The sequence below is a fragment of the Pseudomonas sp. NFIX49 genome (assembly GCF_900115915.1).
Lineage (GTDB): Bacteria > Pseudomonadota > Gammaproteobacteria > Pseudomonadales > Pseudomonadaceae > Aquipseudomonas > Aquipseudomonas pharyngis.
In genome coordinates this window covers 53,811-69,245 of record NZ_FOYE01000005.1, presented here as the reverse complement: position 1 = coordinate 69,245, position 15,435 = coordinate 53,811, and the positions used below count along the sequence as shown (strand labels likewise).

The 15,435-nt window shown below is 61.7% G+C and carries 16 protein-coding genes; 5 read left to right on the top strand and 11 right to left on the bottom strand.

The genetic code is table 11. The features are described from left to right. Nucleotides 1-178: 178 nt before the first annotated feature. Nucleotides 179-1,375 carry a class I SAM-dependent rRNA methyltransferase gene (locus BMZ46_RS15210; protein WP_074690133.1) on the bottom strand — a complete coding sequence of 399 codons (1,197 nt, stop codon included), beginning with the start codon at nucleotides 1,373-1,375 and terminating at the stop codon, nucleotides 179-181. Nucleotides 1,376-1,498: 123 nt separating this feature from the next. After that, nucleotides 1,499-2,038, bottom strand: a complete 540-nt coding sequence (locus tag BMZ46_RS15205) for a type 1 glutamine amidotransferase domain-containing protein (RefSeq protein WP_074690135.1) — start codon at nucleotides 2,036-2,038, stop codon at nucleotides 1,499-1,501. Between the two features lie 227 nt (nucleotides 2,039-2,265). Here BMZ46_RS15205 and BMZ46_RS15200 point away from each other — a divergent pair, with 227 nt between their 5' ends. The 3 genes from BMZ46_RS15200 to BMZ46_RS15190 all read left to right on the top strand — a co-directional run bounded on the left by BMZ46_RS15200 (nucleotide 2,266) and on the right by BMZ46_RS15190 (nucleotide 4,313). Next, nucleotides 2,266-3,078 carry an HDOD domain-containing protein gene (locus BMZ46_RS15200; RefSeq protein WP_163976907.1) on the top strand — a complete coding sequence of 271 codons (813 nt, stop codon included), beginning with the start codon at nucleotides 2,266-2,268 and terminating at the stop codon, nucleotides 3,076-3,078. 29 nt (nucleotides 3,079-3,107) lie between these two features. Continuing rightward, complete coding sequence (gene mutM, locus BMZ46_RS15195) at nucleotides 3,108-3,920, top strand: bifunctional DNA-formamidopyrimidine glycosylase/DNA-(apurinic or apyrimidinic site) lyase (protein WP_011336398.1); 813 nt, start codon at nucleotides 3,108-3,110, stop codon at nucleotides 3,918-3,920. A gap of 69 nt (nucleotides 3,921-3,989) precedes the next feature. Continuing rightward, the gene (locus BMZ46_RS15190) at nucleotides 3,990-4,313 is read left to right on the top strand and encodes a multidrug transporter (protein ID WP_074690137.1); all 324 of its coding nucleotides are present in this window, start codon (nucleotides 3,990-3,992) and stop codon (nucleotides 4,311-4,313) included. A 38-nt stretch (nucleotides 4,314-4,351) separates the two neighbouring features. On the opposite strand, the gene BMZ46_RS15185 is transcribed toward BMZ46_RS15190, so the two are convergent. The 5 genes from BMZ46_RS15185 to BMZ46_RS15165 form a co-directional block, all read right to left on the bottom strand. Beyond that, a complete protein-coding gene (locus tag BMZ46_RS15185; protein ID WP_003195146.1) occupies nucleotides 4,352-4,603 on the bottom strand; it encodes a YfhL family 4Fe-4S dicluster ferredoxin in 252 nt (83 codons plus the stop codon). 102 nt (nucleotides 4,604-4,705) lie between these two features. After that, nucleotides 4,706-5,185: a pantetheine-phosphate adenylyltransferase gene (gene coaD / locus BMZ46_RS15180; RefSeq protein WP_007953414.1), complete on the bottom strand. Its 480-nt coding sequence runs from the start codon at nucleotides 5,183-5,185 to the stop codon at nucleotides 4,706-4,708. A gap of 115 nt (nucleotides 5,186-5,300) precedes the next feature. Then, entirely contained in the window at nucleotides 5,301-6,896 is a 1,596-nt protein-coding gene (locus BMZ46_RS15175) for a GMC family oxidoreductase (RefSeq protein WP_074690139.1), read from the bottom strand. Nucleotides 6,897-6,938: 42 nt separating this feature from the next. Continuing rightward, nucleotides 6,939-7,484 (bottom strand): twin-arginine translocation pathway signal protein, encoded by a 546-nt coding sequence (locus tag BMZ46_RS15170; RefSeq protein WP_074690140.1) that lies wholly within the window; start codon nucleotides 7,482-7,484, stop codon nucleotides 6,939-6,941. A 24-nt stretch (nucleotides 7,485-7,508) separates the two neighbouring features. Then, on the bottom strand, nucleotides 7,509-8,939 hold the full coding sequence (locus BMZ46_RS15165; RefSeq protein ID WP_074690142.1) for a coniferyl aldehyde dehydrogenase: 1,431 nt from the start codon (nucleotides 8,937-8,939) through the stop codon (nucleotides 7,509-7,511). A 146-nt stretch (nucleotides 8,940-9,085) separates the two neighbouring features. Between BMZ46_RS15165 and BMZ46_RS15160 the strand changes: the two genes are divergently transcribed. Both BMZ46_RS15160 and BMZ46_RS15155 read left to right on the top strand, forming a co-directional pair. Further along, nucleotides 9,086-9,757 (top strand): TetR/AcrR family transcriptional regulator, encoded by a 672-nt coding sequence (locus BMZ46_RS15160; RefSeq protein ID WP_039767914.1) that lies wholly within the window; start codon nucleotides 9,086-9,088, stop codon nucleotides 9,755-9,757. Between the two features lie 28 nt (nucleotides 9,758-9,785). Continuing rightward, complete coding sequence (locus BMZ46_RS15155) at nucleotides 9,786-10,640, top strand: sulfurtransferase (protein WP_039767915.1); 855 nt, start codon at nucleotides 9,786-9,788, stop codon at nucleotides 10,638-10,640. 4 nt (nucleotides 10,641-10,644) lie between these two features. On the opposite strand, the gene BMZ46_RS15150 is transcribed toward BMZ46_RS15155, so the two are convergent. The 4 genes from BMZ46_RS15150 to BMZ46_RS15135 all read right to left on the bottom strand — a co-directional run bounded on the left by BMZ46_RS15150 (nucleotide 10,645) and on the right by BMZ46_RS15135 (nucleotide 15,392). Next, nucleotides 10,645-11,475 (bottom strand): AraC family transcriptional regulator, encoded by an 831-nt coding sequence (locus BMZ46_RS15150; protein WP_074690144.1) that lies wholly within the window; start codon nucleotides 11,473-11,475, stop codon nucleotides 10,645-10,647. Between the two features lie 4 nt (nucleotides 11,476-11,479). After that, on the bottom strand, nucleotides 11,480-12,496 hold the full coding sequence (locus BMZ46_RS15145) for a hydrolase (RefSeq protein WP_039767917.1): 1,017 nt from the start codon (nucleotides 12,494-12,496) through the stop codon (nucleotides 11,480-11,482). Between the two features lie 66 nt (nucleotides 12,497-12,562). After that, nucleotides 12,563-14,056: a M16 family metallopeptidase gene (locus BMZ46_RS15140; RefSeq protein WP_074690146.1), complete on the bottom strand. Its 1,494-nt coding sequence runs from the start codon at nucleotides 14,054-14,056 to the stop codon at nucleotides 12,563-12,565. Continuing rightward, nucleotides 14,049-15,392, bottom strand: a complete 1,344-nt coding sequence (locus BMZ46_RS15135) for a M16 family metallopeptidase (protein ID WP_039767918.1) — start codon at nucleotides 15,390-15,392, stop codon at nucleotides 14,049-14,051. The genes BMZ46_RS15140 and BMZ46_RS15135 overlap by 8 nt, the downstream gene beginning before the upstream one ends. Between the last annotated feature and the right edge of the window lie 43 nt (nucleotides 15,393-15,435).

Below are 15,435 nucleotides of genomic sequence, written 5' to 3'. Positions count from 1 at the left end.
TTCTGTCGGAGTGATCTTTGGCTGGGAGTGAGTGTGTAAGTTAAATTTCAGTAAATAAAGTATTGGCAGAAATATCCTGCACGTCGGCAGGACGATAAATGTAGGAACGGAAAGTTAAAGACAAAAAGAAGGGGAGCCTCTGGGCTCCCCTTTCGATAGCGTCAACGCCTTGCGTCTGTCAGCTGTTCGGCAGCAGGCGGCAGGTGATGCTCTTGATGTAGCGGGTTTCCGGGATGGCCGGGTGTACCGGGTGATCCGGGCCCTGACCGCCACGCTCCAGCAGCTGAATGTTGCGGTCCAGGTGACGGGCGCTGGTCAGCAGGATGTTCTGCAGGTCGTCTTCCGGCAGGTGCATCGAGCACGAAGCGCTGAACAGGATGCCGTCCTTGTTGAGCAGGCGCATGGCTTGCTCGTTCAGGCGGCGGTAGGCGCCTTCACCGTTTTTCAGGTCTTTCTTGCGCTTGATGAACGCAGGCGGGTCGGCAACGATCACATCGAAGCGCTCTTCGCTGGCCTTGAGTTCTTTCAGGGCTTCGAAGACGTCGCCTTCGATGCAGGTCATTTTGTCTGCAAAACCGTTCAGCGCAGCATTGCGCTCAACACCATCGAGGGCGAAGCCCGAGGCGTCGACGCAGAACACTTCGCTGGCGCCGAACGCGGCCGCCTGCACACCCCAGCCACCGATGTAGCTGTACAGGTCCAGCACGCGTTTGCCTTTGGCGTAAGGGGCCAGGCGCGCGCGGTTCATGCGGTGATCGTAGAACCAGCCGGTTTTCTGACCTTGAACCACTGGCGCTTCGAATTTCACGCCGTTCTCTTCCAGAGCCACCCACTCCGGCACCACGCCGAACACGGTTTCGGTGTAACGCTCGAGGCCTTCGGCATCGCGGGCGGCGGAGTCGTTCTTGAACAGGATGCCGCTTGGCTTGAGCACTTGGGTCAGCGCCGCAATCACGTCATCTTTATGGGCTTCCATGGTCGCGGAGGCGAGTTGCACCACGAGGATGTCGCCGAAACGGTCGACCACCAGACCCGGCAGCAGATCGGAATCGCCGTAGACCAGACGATAGAACGGCTTGTCGAACAGGCGCTCGCGCAGCGACAGGGCCACGTTCAGGCGATGCACCAGCAGCGACTTGTCCAGCGCCAGCTTGATGTCGCGCGACAGCAGGCGCGCGCAGATCAGGTTGTTCGGGCTCATGGCAACGATGCCCAGCGGCTTGCCGCCGGCGGCTTCGAGAATCGCCTGGTCGCCGGCCTTGAAGCCGTGCAACGGGGTCGCGGCCACGTCGATTTCGTTGCTGTAGATCCACAGGTGACCGGCGCGCAGGCGACGGTCGGCGTTGGCTTTGAGGCGCAAGCTAGGCAGGGACATGACGTCGCTCCGGAAAAAAGAGCGGGAGTATACCGTGTTGCGCCTTATGCCGGGTCTGGCGTGCGATGAAACGCGGCAGACCTCGCCACGAGCAGGCCCGCCCCGCGTCTGTGGGCCTGAGCCCTATGCCGACAGCGCGTCGATCAGTGCGCCGCTGAACGCCGGAATATCGTCCGGTTGGCGGCTGCTGATCAGGTTGCCGTCCTTGACCACCTCCTGATCGACCCAGTTTGCCCCCGCGTTGACCAGATCGTCCTTGACCGTCTTGTAGCTGGTCATGGTCTTGCCATTGACCAGTCCTGCCGAAATCAACAGCCAGCTGCCATGGCAGATCACCGCGATCGGCTTGCCGGCGGAGGTGCCGGTCTTGACCAGGTGCTGGGCGTCCTGGTCGATGCGGATGGTGTCAGAATTCTGCACACCGCCAGGGAGTACCACGGCGTCGTATTGATCGATGCTAGCGCCCTGGAAGGTCTGGTCGACCTTGAAGTCGTCCGCCGGTTTGTCATGGTTCCAGCCTTTGACCTTGCCGGCTTCGGCAGAAAGGATGTCGACCTGCGCGCCAGCCTGCTCCAGTGCCTGTTTCGGGCCGGTCAGCTCGACCTGCTCGAATCCATCGGTTACCAGAAAAGCGACGCGCTTGCCGCTGAGAGAAGTGGCCATCGATAAGCTCCTGAGTCTGTTGAAATGACTGCCCGAGGCAGACAGTGATCTGTTCCGGGCGCTACAGATTCCGAAGGCTTGTGAAGAATGAAAGTTCCAGGGAATTGCCCACTGGTGTGTTGTCGGTAGGTTTTTAGGGGTTAGAATCGCCGCCTGTCCCAGAGTGTGTACTTATGTCCCAAGAGCTGACCACCGAACAGATTCAACAGTCCCTGCAGGGCATCAGTGTGCCCGCGCAGCCGCAGATCATGGTGGATCTGCAAATGGAGCAGTACATGCCCGACCCGGACCTTGAGACGATCGCCAAGCTGATCTCCCAGGATCCCGGCCTGTCCGGCTCGCTGCTGAAAATCGTCAATTCGCCGTATTACGGCCTGAGCAACAAGATCACTTCGATCAAGCGCGCGGTGAACCTGCTGGGCAGCCGTTCGATCATCAATTTGATCAACGCGATGTCGATCAAGGGCGAGATGAACGACGACACCATCGTCACCCTCAACCGTTTCTGGGACACCGCCCAGGACGTGGCCATGACCTGCCTGACCCTGGCCAAACGCGTCGGCACCGAGGCGAGCGACGAGGCTTATGCCTTGGGCCTGTTCCATGACTGCGGCGTGCCGCTGATGCTTCAGCGTTTCCCGGACTACATGACGACGCTCGAAACGGCTTACGCCAACGCGGGTGCCGAGCGCCGGGTCGTGGACACCGAGAACGACGTCTACAACACCAATCACTCGGTGGTCGGTTATTACACCGCCAAGTCCTGGCGCTTGCCGGAGCATGTCAGCGCGGCCATCGCCAACCACCACAATGCCCTGGCGATCTTCAGCGACGAGACTTCGCGTAACAGTCAGATGAAAAACCTGCTGGCGATCCTGAAAATGGCCGAGCACATCTGCGCGTCGTACCGGGTGCTGGGCAACCAGACCGAAGACTTCGAATGGCAGGCTGTCGGCCCGCTGGTGCTCGAATACATCGGCCTCTCGGATTACGACTTCGAAACGTTGAAGCAGACCATCCGCGAACTTGGCGCGCACTGATTTAAAAAGACCCTTGATTCGAGACACTCATGCCTGAATTGCCGGAAGTCGAAACCACCCGCCGCGGTATTGCCCCGCACCTGGAAGGCCAGCGTGTCAGCCGGGTGATCGTGCGTGACCGGCGTTTGCGCTGGCCGATTCCCGAAGACCTTGATGTGCGGCTGTCCGGGCAGCGCATCGTGCTGGTCGAGCGGCGCGCCAAGTATCTGTTGATCAACGCCGAAGTCGGCACGCTGATCAGCCACTTGGGCATGTCGGGAAACCTGCGGCTGGTTGAGGTCGGGATGCCGGCGGCCAAGCATGAGCATGTCGATATCGAACTGGAGTCGGGCCTGGCCCTGCGCTACACCGATCCGCGGCGCTTCGGGGCGATGCTCTGGAGCAACGATCCGCTCAATCACGAATTGCTGATCCGTCTGGGTCCGGAGCCGTTGACCGATCTGTTCGATGGCGAGCGGCTGTATCAGTTGTCGCGCGGGCGATCGATGGCGGTCAAGCCGTTCATCATGGACAACGCGGTGGTGGTGGGGGTCGGCAATATCTACGCGACCGAAGCGCTGTTCGCCGCCGGCATCGATCCGCGCCGCGAAGCCAAGGGCATTTCCCGGGCGCGTTACCTGAAGCTGGCGATCGAGATCAAACGCATCCTCGCTGCCGCCATCGAGCGCGGCGGCACCACGTTGCGCGATTTCATTGGTGGCGATGGGCAGCCGGGGTATTTCCAGCAGGAACTGTTTGTCTACGGTCGCGGTGGCGAGCACTGCAAGGTCTGTGGCACGGGCCTGCGGGAAATGAAGCTCGGCCAGCGCGCCAGCGTCTGGTGTCCGCGCTGCCAGAGCTGAGCAAGGCATCCGAAAAAGTCCTACGGTCTATAGTGAGATGTCTCACTGTTCAGCCCGAAGGATCGTGCCATGAAGTCCTTGCAAACCCTCATCGCCGCACTGCTGCTGTGCTTCAGTCTGACCGTTCAGGCCACCGAAGGCGGCAGCGGTGATCCGCGTTACGCCATCCAGAATCCACCGGCCTACGCCATGCTCGGCGATCTGCTGATTGCCCGACCATTGCTGGTGGTGGCGACGGTGATCGGCGCCGGGGCATTTGTCGTGTCGTTGCCGTTCACCGCGCTGGGTGGCGGGATTGGCGATGCGGGAGAGGCGCTGGTGGTGGCGCCGGCGAAAGCGGCGTTCGTGCGATGCCTGGGTTGCACAGGGGAGGGGTTCGAGCAGCGTGAATGACGCGATCGCAGCCGGGAGCTGCGATCGGATTCAGTGGCTCAAGCCTTGCCGGTGATCTTGCGGTACTTCTCCATCAACTGTTCTTCAGTCTCCGGATGGGCTTCGTCCAGTGGAATGCAATCCACCGGGCAGACCTGCTGGCACTGCGGCTCGTCGTAGTGGCCGACGCACTGGGTGCACAGGTTCGGGTCGATCACGTAGATCTCTTCGCCTTGGGAAATGGCGGCGTTCGGGCACTCGGGTTCGCAGACGTCGCAGTTGATGCAATCGTCGGTGATGATCAGGGACATGCTAACTCCAGCCGGGGCGGGGAGCCCGGGCGCTATGAATCAATGCGCGCAATTGTGCCGCATTGGCGCCCGTAGTGCACGCGGGCGCCGTTTGAACGGTCGTTACTTCTTGAAGCGCAGGGTCAGGGCTTCGGCCACCGCCGGGTGGACGAACTTGCTGATATCGCCGCCCAGGGCGGCGATTTCCCGCACCAGAGTCGAGGAAATGAACGAATAACGTTCGGACGGGGTGAGAAACAGGCTCTCCACATCCGGCGCCAACTGGCGGTTCATGTTGGCCAGCTGGAATTCGTATTCGAAGTCCGATACCGCGCGCAGGCCACGCAGGAACACGTTGGCGTTCTGCTCTTTGGCGAAATGTGCCAGCAGCGTCGAGAAGCCGACCACTTCCACGTTCGGCAGGTGTTTGGTGACCTCGCGGGCCAGCTCGACCCGTTGTTCCAGCGGGAACAGCGGATTCTTCTTGGGGCTGGCGGCGACGGCAATGATCACGTGGTCGAACAGGCGCGAGGCGCGTTCGACCAGATCGCCATGGCCCTTGGTAATAGGGTCGAAGGTACCTGGGTACAACACTCGGTTCATCGCGTCGTCCTGGCGGGAATCCGTTGGGGAGTCGGATGGTATCGCAGCCGTCCCGGTCGGGAAAGTCGCCTGTTGGGTAAGAAAGCACTATAGACGATCGGAATTTTCGTCTTTTTCACGGGTTTCTCAACCGTTCGCCGAGGGATGTCGCCAGTTGCGCTGTCAGACCGTACACCGACAACTGCGGGTTGGCGCCGATGCTGGTGGGGAACAGCGAGCCGTCATGGATCGACAGATTGCTCAGTTGATGATGGCGGCCGAGGCTGTCGGTGACCGCGGTTTTCGGGTCCTCGCCCATCGCGCAACCGCCCATGACGTGGGCGCTGCCCAGACGGGTGCGATACAGCTCCAGACTCAGGCTGTCGATCAACGAGCGGGCCTCGGCCAGGCTGTTCACGTAGCGCGCATCGGCGTGCATCGGCATCACCGCTTTGGCGCCACCGGCGAACTGGATCTCGGCCATGCTGTGGAAGGATCGGCGCAAGCCTTCCCAGGTGTAAGGCGACACCTGATAGTCGAGCACCGGCGAGCCGTCACCGCGCAGCTCGACGCTGCCGCCCGGGCTGTCCGGGTGAAAACCGTCACGCAGCAGGGCCAGCATCGCGTGGGTGTGCGGCAGGTCCGCCATGTGTTGCGCGCTTTCCTGACCGAAACCACCGAGCAACGTGGCGGCCAGCGCCGGGTGCAGCGGTGGCACTTCGAGTTTGTAGGCCATCGGGCCAGTGGTGCCGTCCTTCCACTGGAAATGATCTGAATAGATCGACTGCGGCGCGCCGTAGAACGGGTTGATGACTTCGTCGAAACGCCCGGCGGACATGTTCACCAGATGCAGGAAGGTGCGCTTGCCCAGCCGTTGGTGCGGATCCGGTGCATCCGAGCGCATCAGCAGCGCCGGGCTGTTGATCCCGCCGCCGGCCAGCACGTAATGCCGCGCCTTGACGGTAATGTTGCGTCCAGTCGGCTCGACGCAACGTTCGTCCATCGCCATGCATTGCAGGCCGGTGATCTTGTCGCCGCTGATCAAAAGCTTTTCGGCCCGGGCCAGATACAGCAGCTCGCCGCCCTTTTCCAAAGTCGCCGGAATGGTCGTGACCATCATCGATTGCTTGGCGTTGGTCGGGCAGCCCATGCCGCAGTAGCCGAGGTTCCAGCAGCCACGCACGTTGCGCGGGATCACGTGCCAGCTGTAGCCGAGCTGTTCGCAGCCTTTGCGGATCACGTCGTTGTTGGCGTTGGGCGGCACCATCCACGGGGCGACGCCGAGTCGCTGCTCCATTTTTTCGAACCACGGCGCCATGTCGGCGGGGCTGTGGCCTTTGACGTTGTGTTCCCTGGCCCAGTGTTCGAGGGTCGGTTCGGGGGTGCGAAAACTCGATGTCCAGTTGATCAGGGTCGTGCCGCCGACCGCGCGGCCCTGAAGGATGGTGATCGCGCCGTCCTTGCTCATGCGGCCGATGCCTTCCTGATAGAGGCTGCTGTAGGCCTGGTCCTCCAGCAGTTTGAAATCGCTGCTGGTCTTGAGCGGGCCTTCTTCGATCAGCAGAACTTTATAGCCGGCGGCGCTGAGGATTTCCGCCGTGGTCCCGCCGCCGGCGCCGCTGCCGATGATGGCGACATCGGCTTCCAGAGTCAGGTCATCGGTGAGTTGCGCGCCGTTGTAGGTTTTCCAGCCACGGGCAAGGCCTTCGCGAAACGGGTCGGGTACGGGCATCGATCAGGTTCTCTTATTATTGTTATGCGTGGGTCGCCAGGCTCAAACGGCGGGCGGACCGGGGTAACCACAATGGGCCCAGGATTCGGCGCGGGTGTACCAGGCCATCATCACCATTTGCAGCAATGAGCTGTGGCCCATGCGCAGCAGGCTCAGGGAGCTGTTTTCCCAGCGCTCGAGGAAGTGGCGGATCGCCTCGGGGCTGGCGTTTTCCCAACTGCCCCAGATTCCGGTCAATGGCCCGCGCGTCACCGCCATGCCCAGCACGTCGAACAGTTGTCGCGTGAGCTTGAGCATTTCCGGCGACAGGTGATCGAGGCTGTAGTCCAGCGACTTGAGCGTTCCGTCGACAGCAGCGGGCATCTTTTCCACAGCAACGGCGCCCTCCAGCATCACTGGAATCAGCGCGCGCAGAAACAGCAGATCGCCGCTGCGCAACGTGGCGAATCCATTGGCCGATACGCTCGACGAACAGCCGCTGAGGCTGGCACCAAGGCCAGCGGTGGCGAGGAAAGCCGTGGCGCCGAGGCTGAATTTCAGCAGGCCACGGCGCGACAGGGCAGGTGTTTCGGTCAGGCTTGGGTGCATTATTGTTATTACCCGGCGGTGACGTTAGCGAATGAACAGTTTCTGGATCAGTTTCTGAATGGGTTTACCGTAAGGCGGGTAGATCAGCTTCGCCGCGTTGAAGCGTTGTTTGACCAGCACACCCTTGGCCTTGCTGAACGTCAGGAAACCTTCGTGTCCGTGGTAATGGCCCATGCCCGACGGGCCGATGCCGCCGAACGGCATGTCGTCCTGCGCCACATGCAGCAGCGTGTCGTTGAGGCAGACGCCACCGGAATGGGTTTCGCTGAGCACGCGCTTCTGTTCGTGCTTGTCGTAGCCGAAGTAGTAAAGAGCCAGAGGACGTGGCCGCTGATTGATGTAAGCAAATGCCTGATCCAGATCCTGATACGGCACGATCGGCAACAGCGGGCCGAAGATCTCGTCCTGCATCACCGTCATCTCGTCGCTGACATTCAGCAGCAGGCTGTGCGGCATGCGCCGGCCCTGGCCCTGGTCGAACAGCGGAATCAGCAGCGCGCCTTTGCTGGTGGCGTCGCTGAGGTAGCTGTTGAGCCGCGCCAGTTGGCGCTCGTTGATGATGGCGGTGTAGTCCGGGTTGTCGGCGAGTGTCGGATAAAACCCGCGCACGGCTTGGCGATAGGCTTCGACGAAGCCGCCGATGCGCTCTTCCGGGACCAGCACGTAGTCCGGGGCCACGCAGGTCTGGCCGGCGTTGAGGGTCTTGCCGAAAGCGATGCGCTCGGCGGCGTCCTTGAGCGGCACGTCGCGGGAGACGATGGCCGGGGACTTGCCGCCCAGTTCCAGGGTCACCGGCGTCAGGTTTTCTGCCGCTGCGCGCATCACATGCTTGCCGACGCTGGTGGAGCCGGTGAACAGCAGGTGGTCGAAGCGCATTTTCGAAAACGCCACGCCGACATCGGCCTCGCCGAGCACCACGCACACCAGATCCTCGGGGAAAATCCGCGCCAGCAGTTCCTTGAGCAGCAGGCCGGTGGCAGGGGTCGATTCGCTGAGCTTGAGCATCACCCGATTGCCGGCCGCAAGGGCGCCGGTCAGCGGGCCGATGGCCAGGAACAGCGGGTAGTTCCACGGCACGATGACGCCCACCACGCCCAGCGGCTGGTACACGACTTTCGCCGACGCGGGCTGGAAAGCAACGCCGACTTTGCGTTTTGAAGGTTTCATCCACTGACTGATGTGCTGGCTGGCGTAGTGAATGCCGTGCAGGCTCGGCATCAGTTCGGCGAGCAGGGTTTCATCGGCGCTGCGGTGGCTGAAGTCGGAGCTGATGGCGTCGATCAGGGCCTGCCGCTCGCTGCTCAGCAAATCGCGCAGGGCTTTGAGCCATTGCTGGCGCTGGGCCGCAGGCGGCATCGGGTTGGCGGCGTAGGCGGCACGCTGCGCGTCAAACAGCCGGTTAAGCTCTTCCAGCGGCTGTTGCAGCGTTTGCAGGTAGGCAATATCGGCAGTCATCGGCGGCTCCGGAGTTGTTGTTGTGAGGAGCTTTTTAGAGTCTATGCTCTAGAAAGTCAAATGGCTTCCTTGCGCATCCTGGTTTTATCCCGTTCCGGTTAGGCCGTAAGATGCCCCCCAACGCACTCTGAATTAAAGCTCAAGCCATGGCCCCACGGATCAAAACCAGCGAGCGCATCGTGCAGAACAGCCTCGAGCTGTTCAATCAGCAGGGCGAGCGCAGCATCAGCACCAATCACATCGCCGCCCACATGGAGATATCTCCGGGCAATCTGTACTACCACTTCCCCAACAAGCAGGCGATCATCGCCGTGCTGTTCAGTGAGTACGAAAGCCTGGTGGACAGCTTCCTGCGTCCGCCTCAGGGCCGTGCTGCGACGGTCGAAGACAAGCGCTTCTATCTCAAGGAGCTGCTGTCGGCAATGTGGCGCTACCGTTTCCTGCACCGCGATCTCGAGCATCTGCTCGACAGCGATCCTGAGCTGGCCGGGCGCTACCGGCGCTTCTCCCAGCGCTGCGTGATCCAGGGCGCGGCGATCTATGAAGGGTTCGTTGCCGCCGGCATCCTGAAAATGGATCGGGTGCAGATCGAATCCCTGACCCTCAACGCGTGGATCATTCTCACCTCGTGGGTGCGCTTCCTGTGCACGACCCGGGAAAATTCCAACTACCTCAGCGAACAGGCCATCAAACGTGGCGTGTATCAGGTGCTGGTGCTGGAAGCAGGGTTCGTCACCGAGCAGGCCCGCGATGAGGTCAATGCCTTGTTCGAAGAGTTTTACGTGCCGCTGGCCCAGGCCCTCGAAGAAAGACCCTAATCCCATTTCCACACTGGAGTCGTTCGCTATGCCGATTGCGCAACTGATCAGCCCGACCGCACTGGATGCCCGCAAGGCGCAACCGGGGCTGGTGATTCTCGATTGCCGTTTTGCCCTCGAAGACCCGGATTACGGCCAGCGCAGCTATGCCGAGGGGCACATCGCCGGGGCACATTTCGCTGATCTTGAGCGCGACCTCAGCGGCCCAGTGACCAAGGGTGTCACCGGACGCCATCCGCTGCCGGAGCCGGTGGCGCTGATCGAACGCCTGCAAGCGTTCGGCATCAACAATGACAGTGACGTGGTTCTGTATGACGACGGTCCCGGTGCCTATGCGGCACGGGCCTGGTGGTTGCTGGCGTGGCTGGGCAAACGCGACGGCGTGTTCATTCTCGATGGCGGGCTCAAGGCCTGGCATGCGGCTGGGCTGCCGTTGAGTCTCGATCCACCGTCAGCGGCCCGGGGCAACTTCAGCGGCCAGCCGGACATGAGCCTGCTGCTCAGCGCCGAGCAATTGCAACAGCGCCTCGGCCAGCCGGCCCTGACCCTGCTCGATGCCCGTGCCTTGCCGCGTTTCAAGGGTGAAGTGGAACCGATCGACCCGATCGCCGGGCACATCCCCGGCGCACAATGCGCGGCGTTTACCGACAACCTGGGCAGCGACGGGCGTTTCCTGCCGGCCGATCAGCTCAAGCAGCGTTTCGCCGCGAAACTCGGCGGGCGTTCGCCGAATGATCTGGTGGCTTACTGCGGCTCCGGGGTGACGGCGTGTCACAACCTGTTTGCCCTGTGTCTGGCGGGTTACCCGTTGGGTTCGCTGTATGCCGGATCGTGGAGCGAGTGGATCAACGATCCTGCGCGCGGTATCGCCACCGGCGAGTAAACGCTCAGCGATCCAGCCGCGCGCTGCGATAGGCTGCGGGGCCTACGCCGTAAACCTGTTTGAACTGCCGGCTCAGATGGCTCTGGTCGGCAAATCCCAGCTGCGTGGCGACTTCCACCGGCAGGCAGCCGCTCTGCAACAAGCCGCGCGCGCAGGCGATTCGCTGCTGCATCAGCCAGCTGTGCGGCGGCATGCCGGTGGCGCGGCGGAACACCCGGGCGAAGTGGAAGGGCGAGAGGTTCACCGCCGCCGCCAGTTCTTCCAGCGAGGGCGGCGCCGCCAATTGCGCGTGCAGCAACTCCTTGGCCATTGCCACCGCGCGATGCTCCTTGCCGGGATTGCCGTTGATCTGCACCGCCGCGTGACGCTGCAACAGCAACATCATCATCTCGCGCCACACCGTTTGCTGTTGCAGTGCGGTGGCGGGGCTTTCGAGCAAGCGGTGCAACTGACAGAACCCGCTGACCAGGTCCGGATCGCGATACAACGTCGCACCGAAGGCCGGCATCGGTGCGGTCGGCAGTTCCAGTTCATTCAACAGCGCGACGATCTGCCCGGTGTCGGGATAAAACGCCCGGTACAGCCAGCCGTCCTCGGTGCCCTTGTGGCCGTTATGCACTTCGTCCGGATTGATCAGCACCAGCGTGCCGCTGCCCGCCAGGTGTTCGGCGCCGCGATAACGGTAGCGCTGGGCGCCGGCCATGATCATGCCGATCACATAACCGTCGTGGACGTGCGGGGCGAAACGATGCTCGATGTAGCGCGCGGTCAACAGCTCGACCCCGGCCAGGGGCGCGGCTTGCCAGAAGCGGATCGACTCGCCCTGATCGCTCATGACCTCACCCGCGCCCCGCGTCGGCCAGCCACTGCGGAATCCGTCGTTCCAGGTAATAACCCGGCTGACGGAGCGTGCCGTCGACGAAACCTACATGCCCGCCCTTGTTCTGCAATTCGAACTGGGTCGTGGCCGACAATTCACTGGCCGAAGGCAGGCTGTGGGGAAACACGAACGGATCGTCCGCTGCCTGAATGATCAGGGTCGGTGTGCGGATCTCGCCGAGAAAATAGCGGCTCGACGCGCGGCGATAGTAATCCTCGGCATCGACGAAACCGTGCAGCGGCGCGGTCACCCGGCCATCGAAATCCCAGAAGGTGCGCATGTTTTCCAGTGAGCCGAGGGCGGCCAGTGCGGCGAGACCGTCCTCGCGTCCGTCGTGCTGGAACTGGCGCTGCTTGTTCTTGATGTAGGCGACCATCTCGCGCATGAAGTGCGCCTGATAGACCTTCGAGAAGCCCTGGCCGATACGGTCGGCACATTGATCGAGGCGAAACGGCACCGACACCGCCACCGCGCCGAGCACGCCGCTGGCGCTGCCGGTTTCCCCCAGATGCTTGAGCAACACATTGCCGCCGAGGGAATAGCCGACCGCATACAGCGGCGCCAATGGCCGCTTGGCTTTCAGATGGCGGATGGTTTCGGCGAGGTCTTCGCTGGCCCCGGAATGGTAGCTGCGGGGCAACAGATTCGGCTCGCCGGAGCAGCCGCGCCAGTTCAGCGCAACACTGGCCCAGCCTTGCGCGGCGAGGGCTGCCTGGATTCCGGCGACGTAAGGCGAATTGGAAGAACCGGTCAGCCCGTGCAGCACCAGCACTAGAGGCGCGTCGGCGCTGTGCGGGCCGTGCCAGTCGAGGTCGAGGAAGTCGCCGTCGTCCAGCCACAGCCGTTCGCGCTGGCGATCAAGGTGCACGGTTTTACGCCATAGCGGCCCCCACAAGGTTTGCAGGTGTGGATTGCCGAGGCCGAAGGCGGGTGTGAAGCGAAATCCGGGTTCTGAAGGAGAAAGAGGTGCGCGCACAGTAAATCTCGACGGTGTCATGCATGAAGTGGTCGCCACACAAAGGGCTGCCACTTCAAGGGAGATCTAACTTGCCACAAAGCCTGCATCAGCGCGACACGAATGCCCGGACGGCTCGACGGTCGGGACAGTGGCCGGTTGCGGCAGCGGCAGTTGGGGTACCGTCGGGCCCACGGTCACTACCCGCCACTGATCGTCAGGCAGATGTTTGTCCACTGCCATTCTGATCTGCTCCAGCGTCAGGCTCTGCACCTGTTGCGCGAAGAAATCCAGGTCGAGCGGCAAGTGATGACGGTTGATCTCGGTCAGGCGCGCGAGAATCTGCTCGTTGCTGGCACTGTCTGTGATGTTGGCGTTGGCCAGTCGGCGTTTGAAGTGATCGAGTTCCTCCTGCGAGGGGCCGTCACGCCGGAAATTGCTGAGCATCGATTTCACCAGTGCCACTGTTTCATTCGCGAATTGGGGGCTGGTCTGCAGAGCGATTGATGTCAGTCCGCCGCCTGCCCAGTCTTTGGTGCGAATGCTGACGCCGTATACCAGGCCTCGTTTGTTGCGCAGTTCTGTCATCAGGCGGGAGTTCGCACCACTGCCGAAAATCAGCGTCCCGGCATACAGCGCAATGAAATCCTCGTGTTGGCGCGACAGGCTGGGTTGCCCAAGCAATACGTGAGTCTGTTCTTGTGTGCGCTCGACATGGTGATGCATTTGAGTGCCGAACGCTTTGGGCGGTTCGACTGCGGGCAGTGCAACGATGGGCGCGGGTAGCGCGTTGGCGATTTGCAGGCTGATGGCCTGTGCCTGTTCGACGGAAAGGTCTCCCACCAACGTAATTTGTGTCTGTCTTGCCGAGTGGGTTTGTCGGTGGAACGTTTGAACGGCCTGACGGGTGATCGAGGTCATGTCGGCATCGGCTCCGTAGATCGAGCGGGCGTAGGGCGTGTCCGGAGCCAGCAGCTCCTGAAGGCGTTGCCTGGCAATGTCCGCAGGTTGTTGCTGTTGTGCCAGCTGCAAGCCACGAAGCTCGCTCTTGACCCTCAGCAGCGCTTCATCGGAAAGGGAGGGCTGCCCCAGCATTTGCGTAAACAGTTGCAGCGCCGGGGCGCTTTTGTCTGGATCGCTGAGGCTGCGCAACGTGAACGTGGCACGCTCCTGATCCAGAACCATACCGACTTTTGCACCCAGCCCGTCAAAGACTTCGGCGATCGCTGCATGGTCATTCTTGCCGCTCACCCCCTCGTTGAACAGGCTGAATGTCAACGCTGCCAGGCCGGGGTTGTCGCCATCGTGTGCACTGCCGGCGGCGAAACTGACGTGAACATCGAACATCGGCAACTCCGTCGTACGGATGAATAACGTTTTGATGTCCGTCGTGGTTTTCCAGCCCTTGATGGTCAATGGGCGTGGCGTCTGTCGGGACGTGTCTGTTTCCGACAGCGATTGCAATCGTGATTTGGGAAAACCGGCTGGCGCAGTATCGGCAGCAACCGGACTGGCAGACAGCCAGAGGATGAATGCAAAACCGGCCATGGCAGACCGAAAGAGGTGCGCAGATTTATCCATGTTTTTTCTCCGCAAGCACGTGGGCTGTGCTGAGGCGTTCGCGGATCAGGTACTTTTCAGCGACCTGGCGGAGGTCCTCGGGGGTCACTTTCTTGAGCTCGGCGATCTCCTGATCGAGCAATTGCCACGACAGGCCAGCGCTCTCGAGGGCGGCCAGATGTATGGCAGTGTTCATGATCGAATCCCGGGCAAAAACTCTCTGGGCGATCAGTTGGGTCCGTGCGCGTTCCAGTTCTTCGGGAGAGGGGGGCGTGGTGCGCAGTTCTTCGAGCAGATCCCAGACGCGTATTTGTGCGGTTTCCGGGCTTGTGGGTTGTGAGCTGTCGAGGCGGGTGCTCAATGTCAGAAGAGTATCGCCGCGACTGTAAAGGTCGTAGCTGGCGCTGACATGGCTGAATACATGTTCCTTGTGTTGCAGGTGTTTTTGCAGGCGAGCGCTCTGGGAGCCTGCCAGCAACATTTCCATCAGGCGCAGCGCATGCGCAGTCCGGTATGTATCTGCCGTAGCCAGGCTGGGAACGTTGAACGCCATGATCAACTGCGAGGCGGGCACCGGTTGGTTGAGGATGAGGCGGCGTTCGCCTGGCTGCGGCAATTCGCGCGGTTTTACGGTTTGGGTGGGGGGGCGACTGGCGAGGCCGCCGAAGTAGCGTTGAGCCAGAGGTTGAACGTAATCGAGGGTGACGTCGCCGACGACGACCAGCGTGGCATTGCCAGGGGCATAGCGTGACTCATACCAGTCGCGCAACTGAGCGGTGTTCAAGGTGCGCAGGTCGTTCATCCAGCCGATGACGGGGGTCCGATAGCTGCTGGAGGGATAGGCCAGGCTTTCCAGACGCTCCATTGCAGTGTCCAGGGGACTGTCTTCCACACTCAAGCGGCGCTCTTCTTGAATGACATTTATCTCGGAAGCGAAATCTTCAGGTTTGAGGTGAGCAGTCGACATCAGGTCGGCCATCAGTTCGAATGCGACCCCAAGATAAGGCTTGGGCAAAGTCTGGTGGTAGGCAGTGACGTCTTTGCCGGTAAAGGCATTTTCCGATGCCCCCAGGGATTCCAGTATGGCGGATGCCTCGCCCGGACAGGTCTTGCTGCTGCCCTTGTAAAGCATGTGTTCCAGCGCGTGTGACAGTCCGGTCTGGCCCGGTGCTTCGTCAGCCGATCCGACCTTGAACCACAGTTGGGAAGTGACCAGCGGGGCCCGGTGATCCTCGCGGACGATGACCTTCAGGCCGTTGTCCAGCAGAAACTCATGGGTGGTCGGTGGTGGGGCGGCCAGCGCCAACAGCGGGGCCAGGGCCAGGCAAGGCAGCATCCTGCTGCACAAAGTGTCCATAAATGATGGGTCCTCAATGGATTACTGAAATGGCGTAATCCAC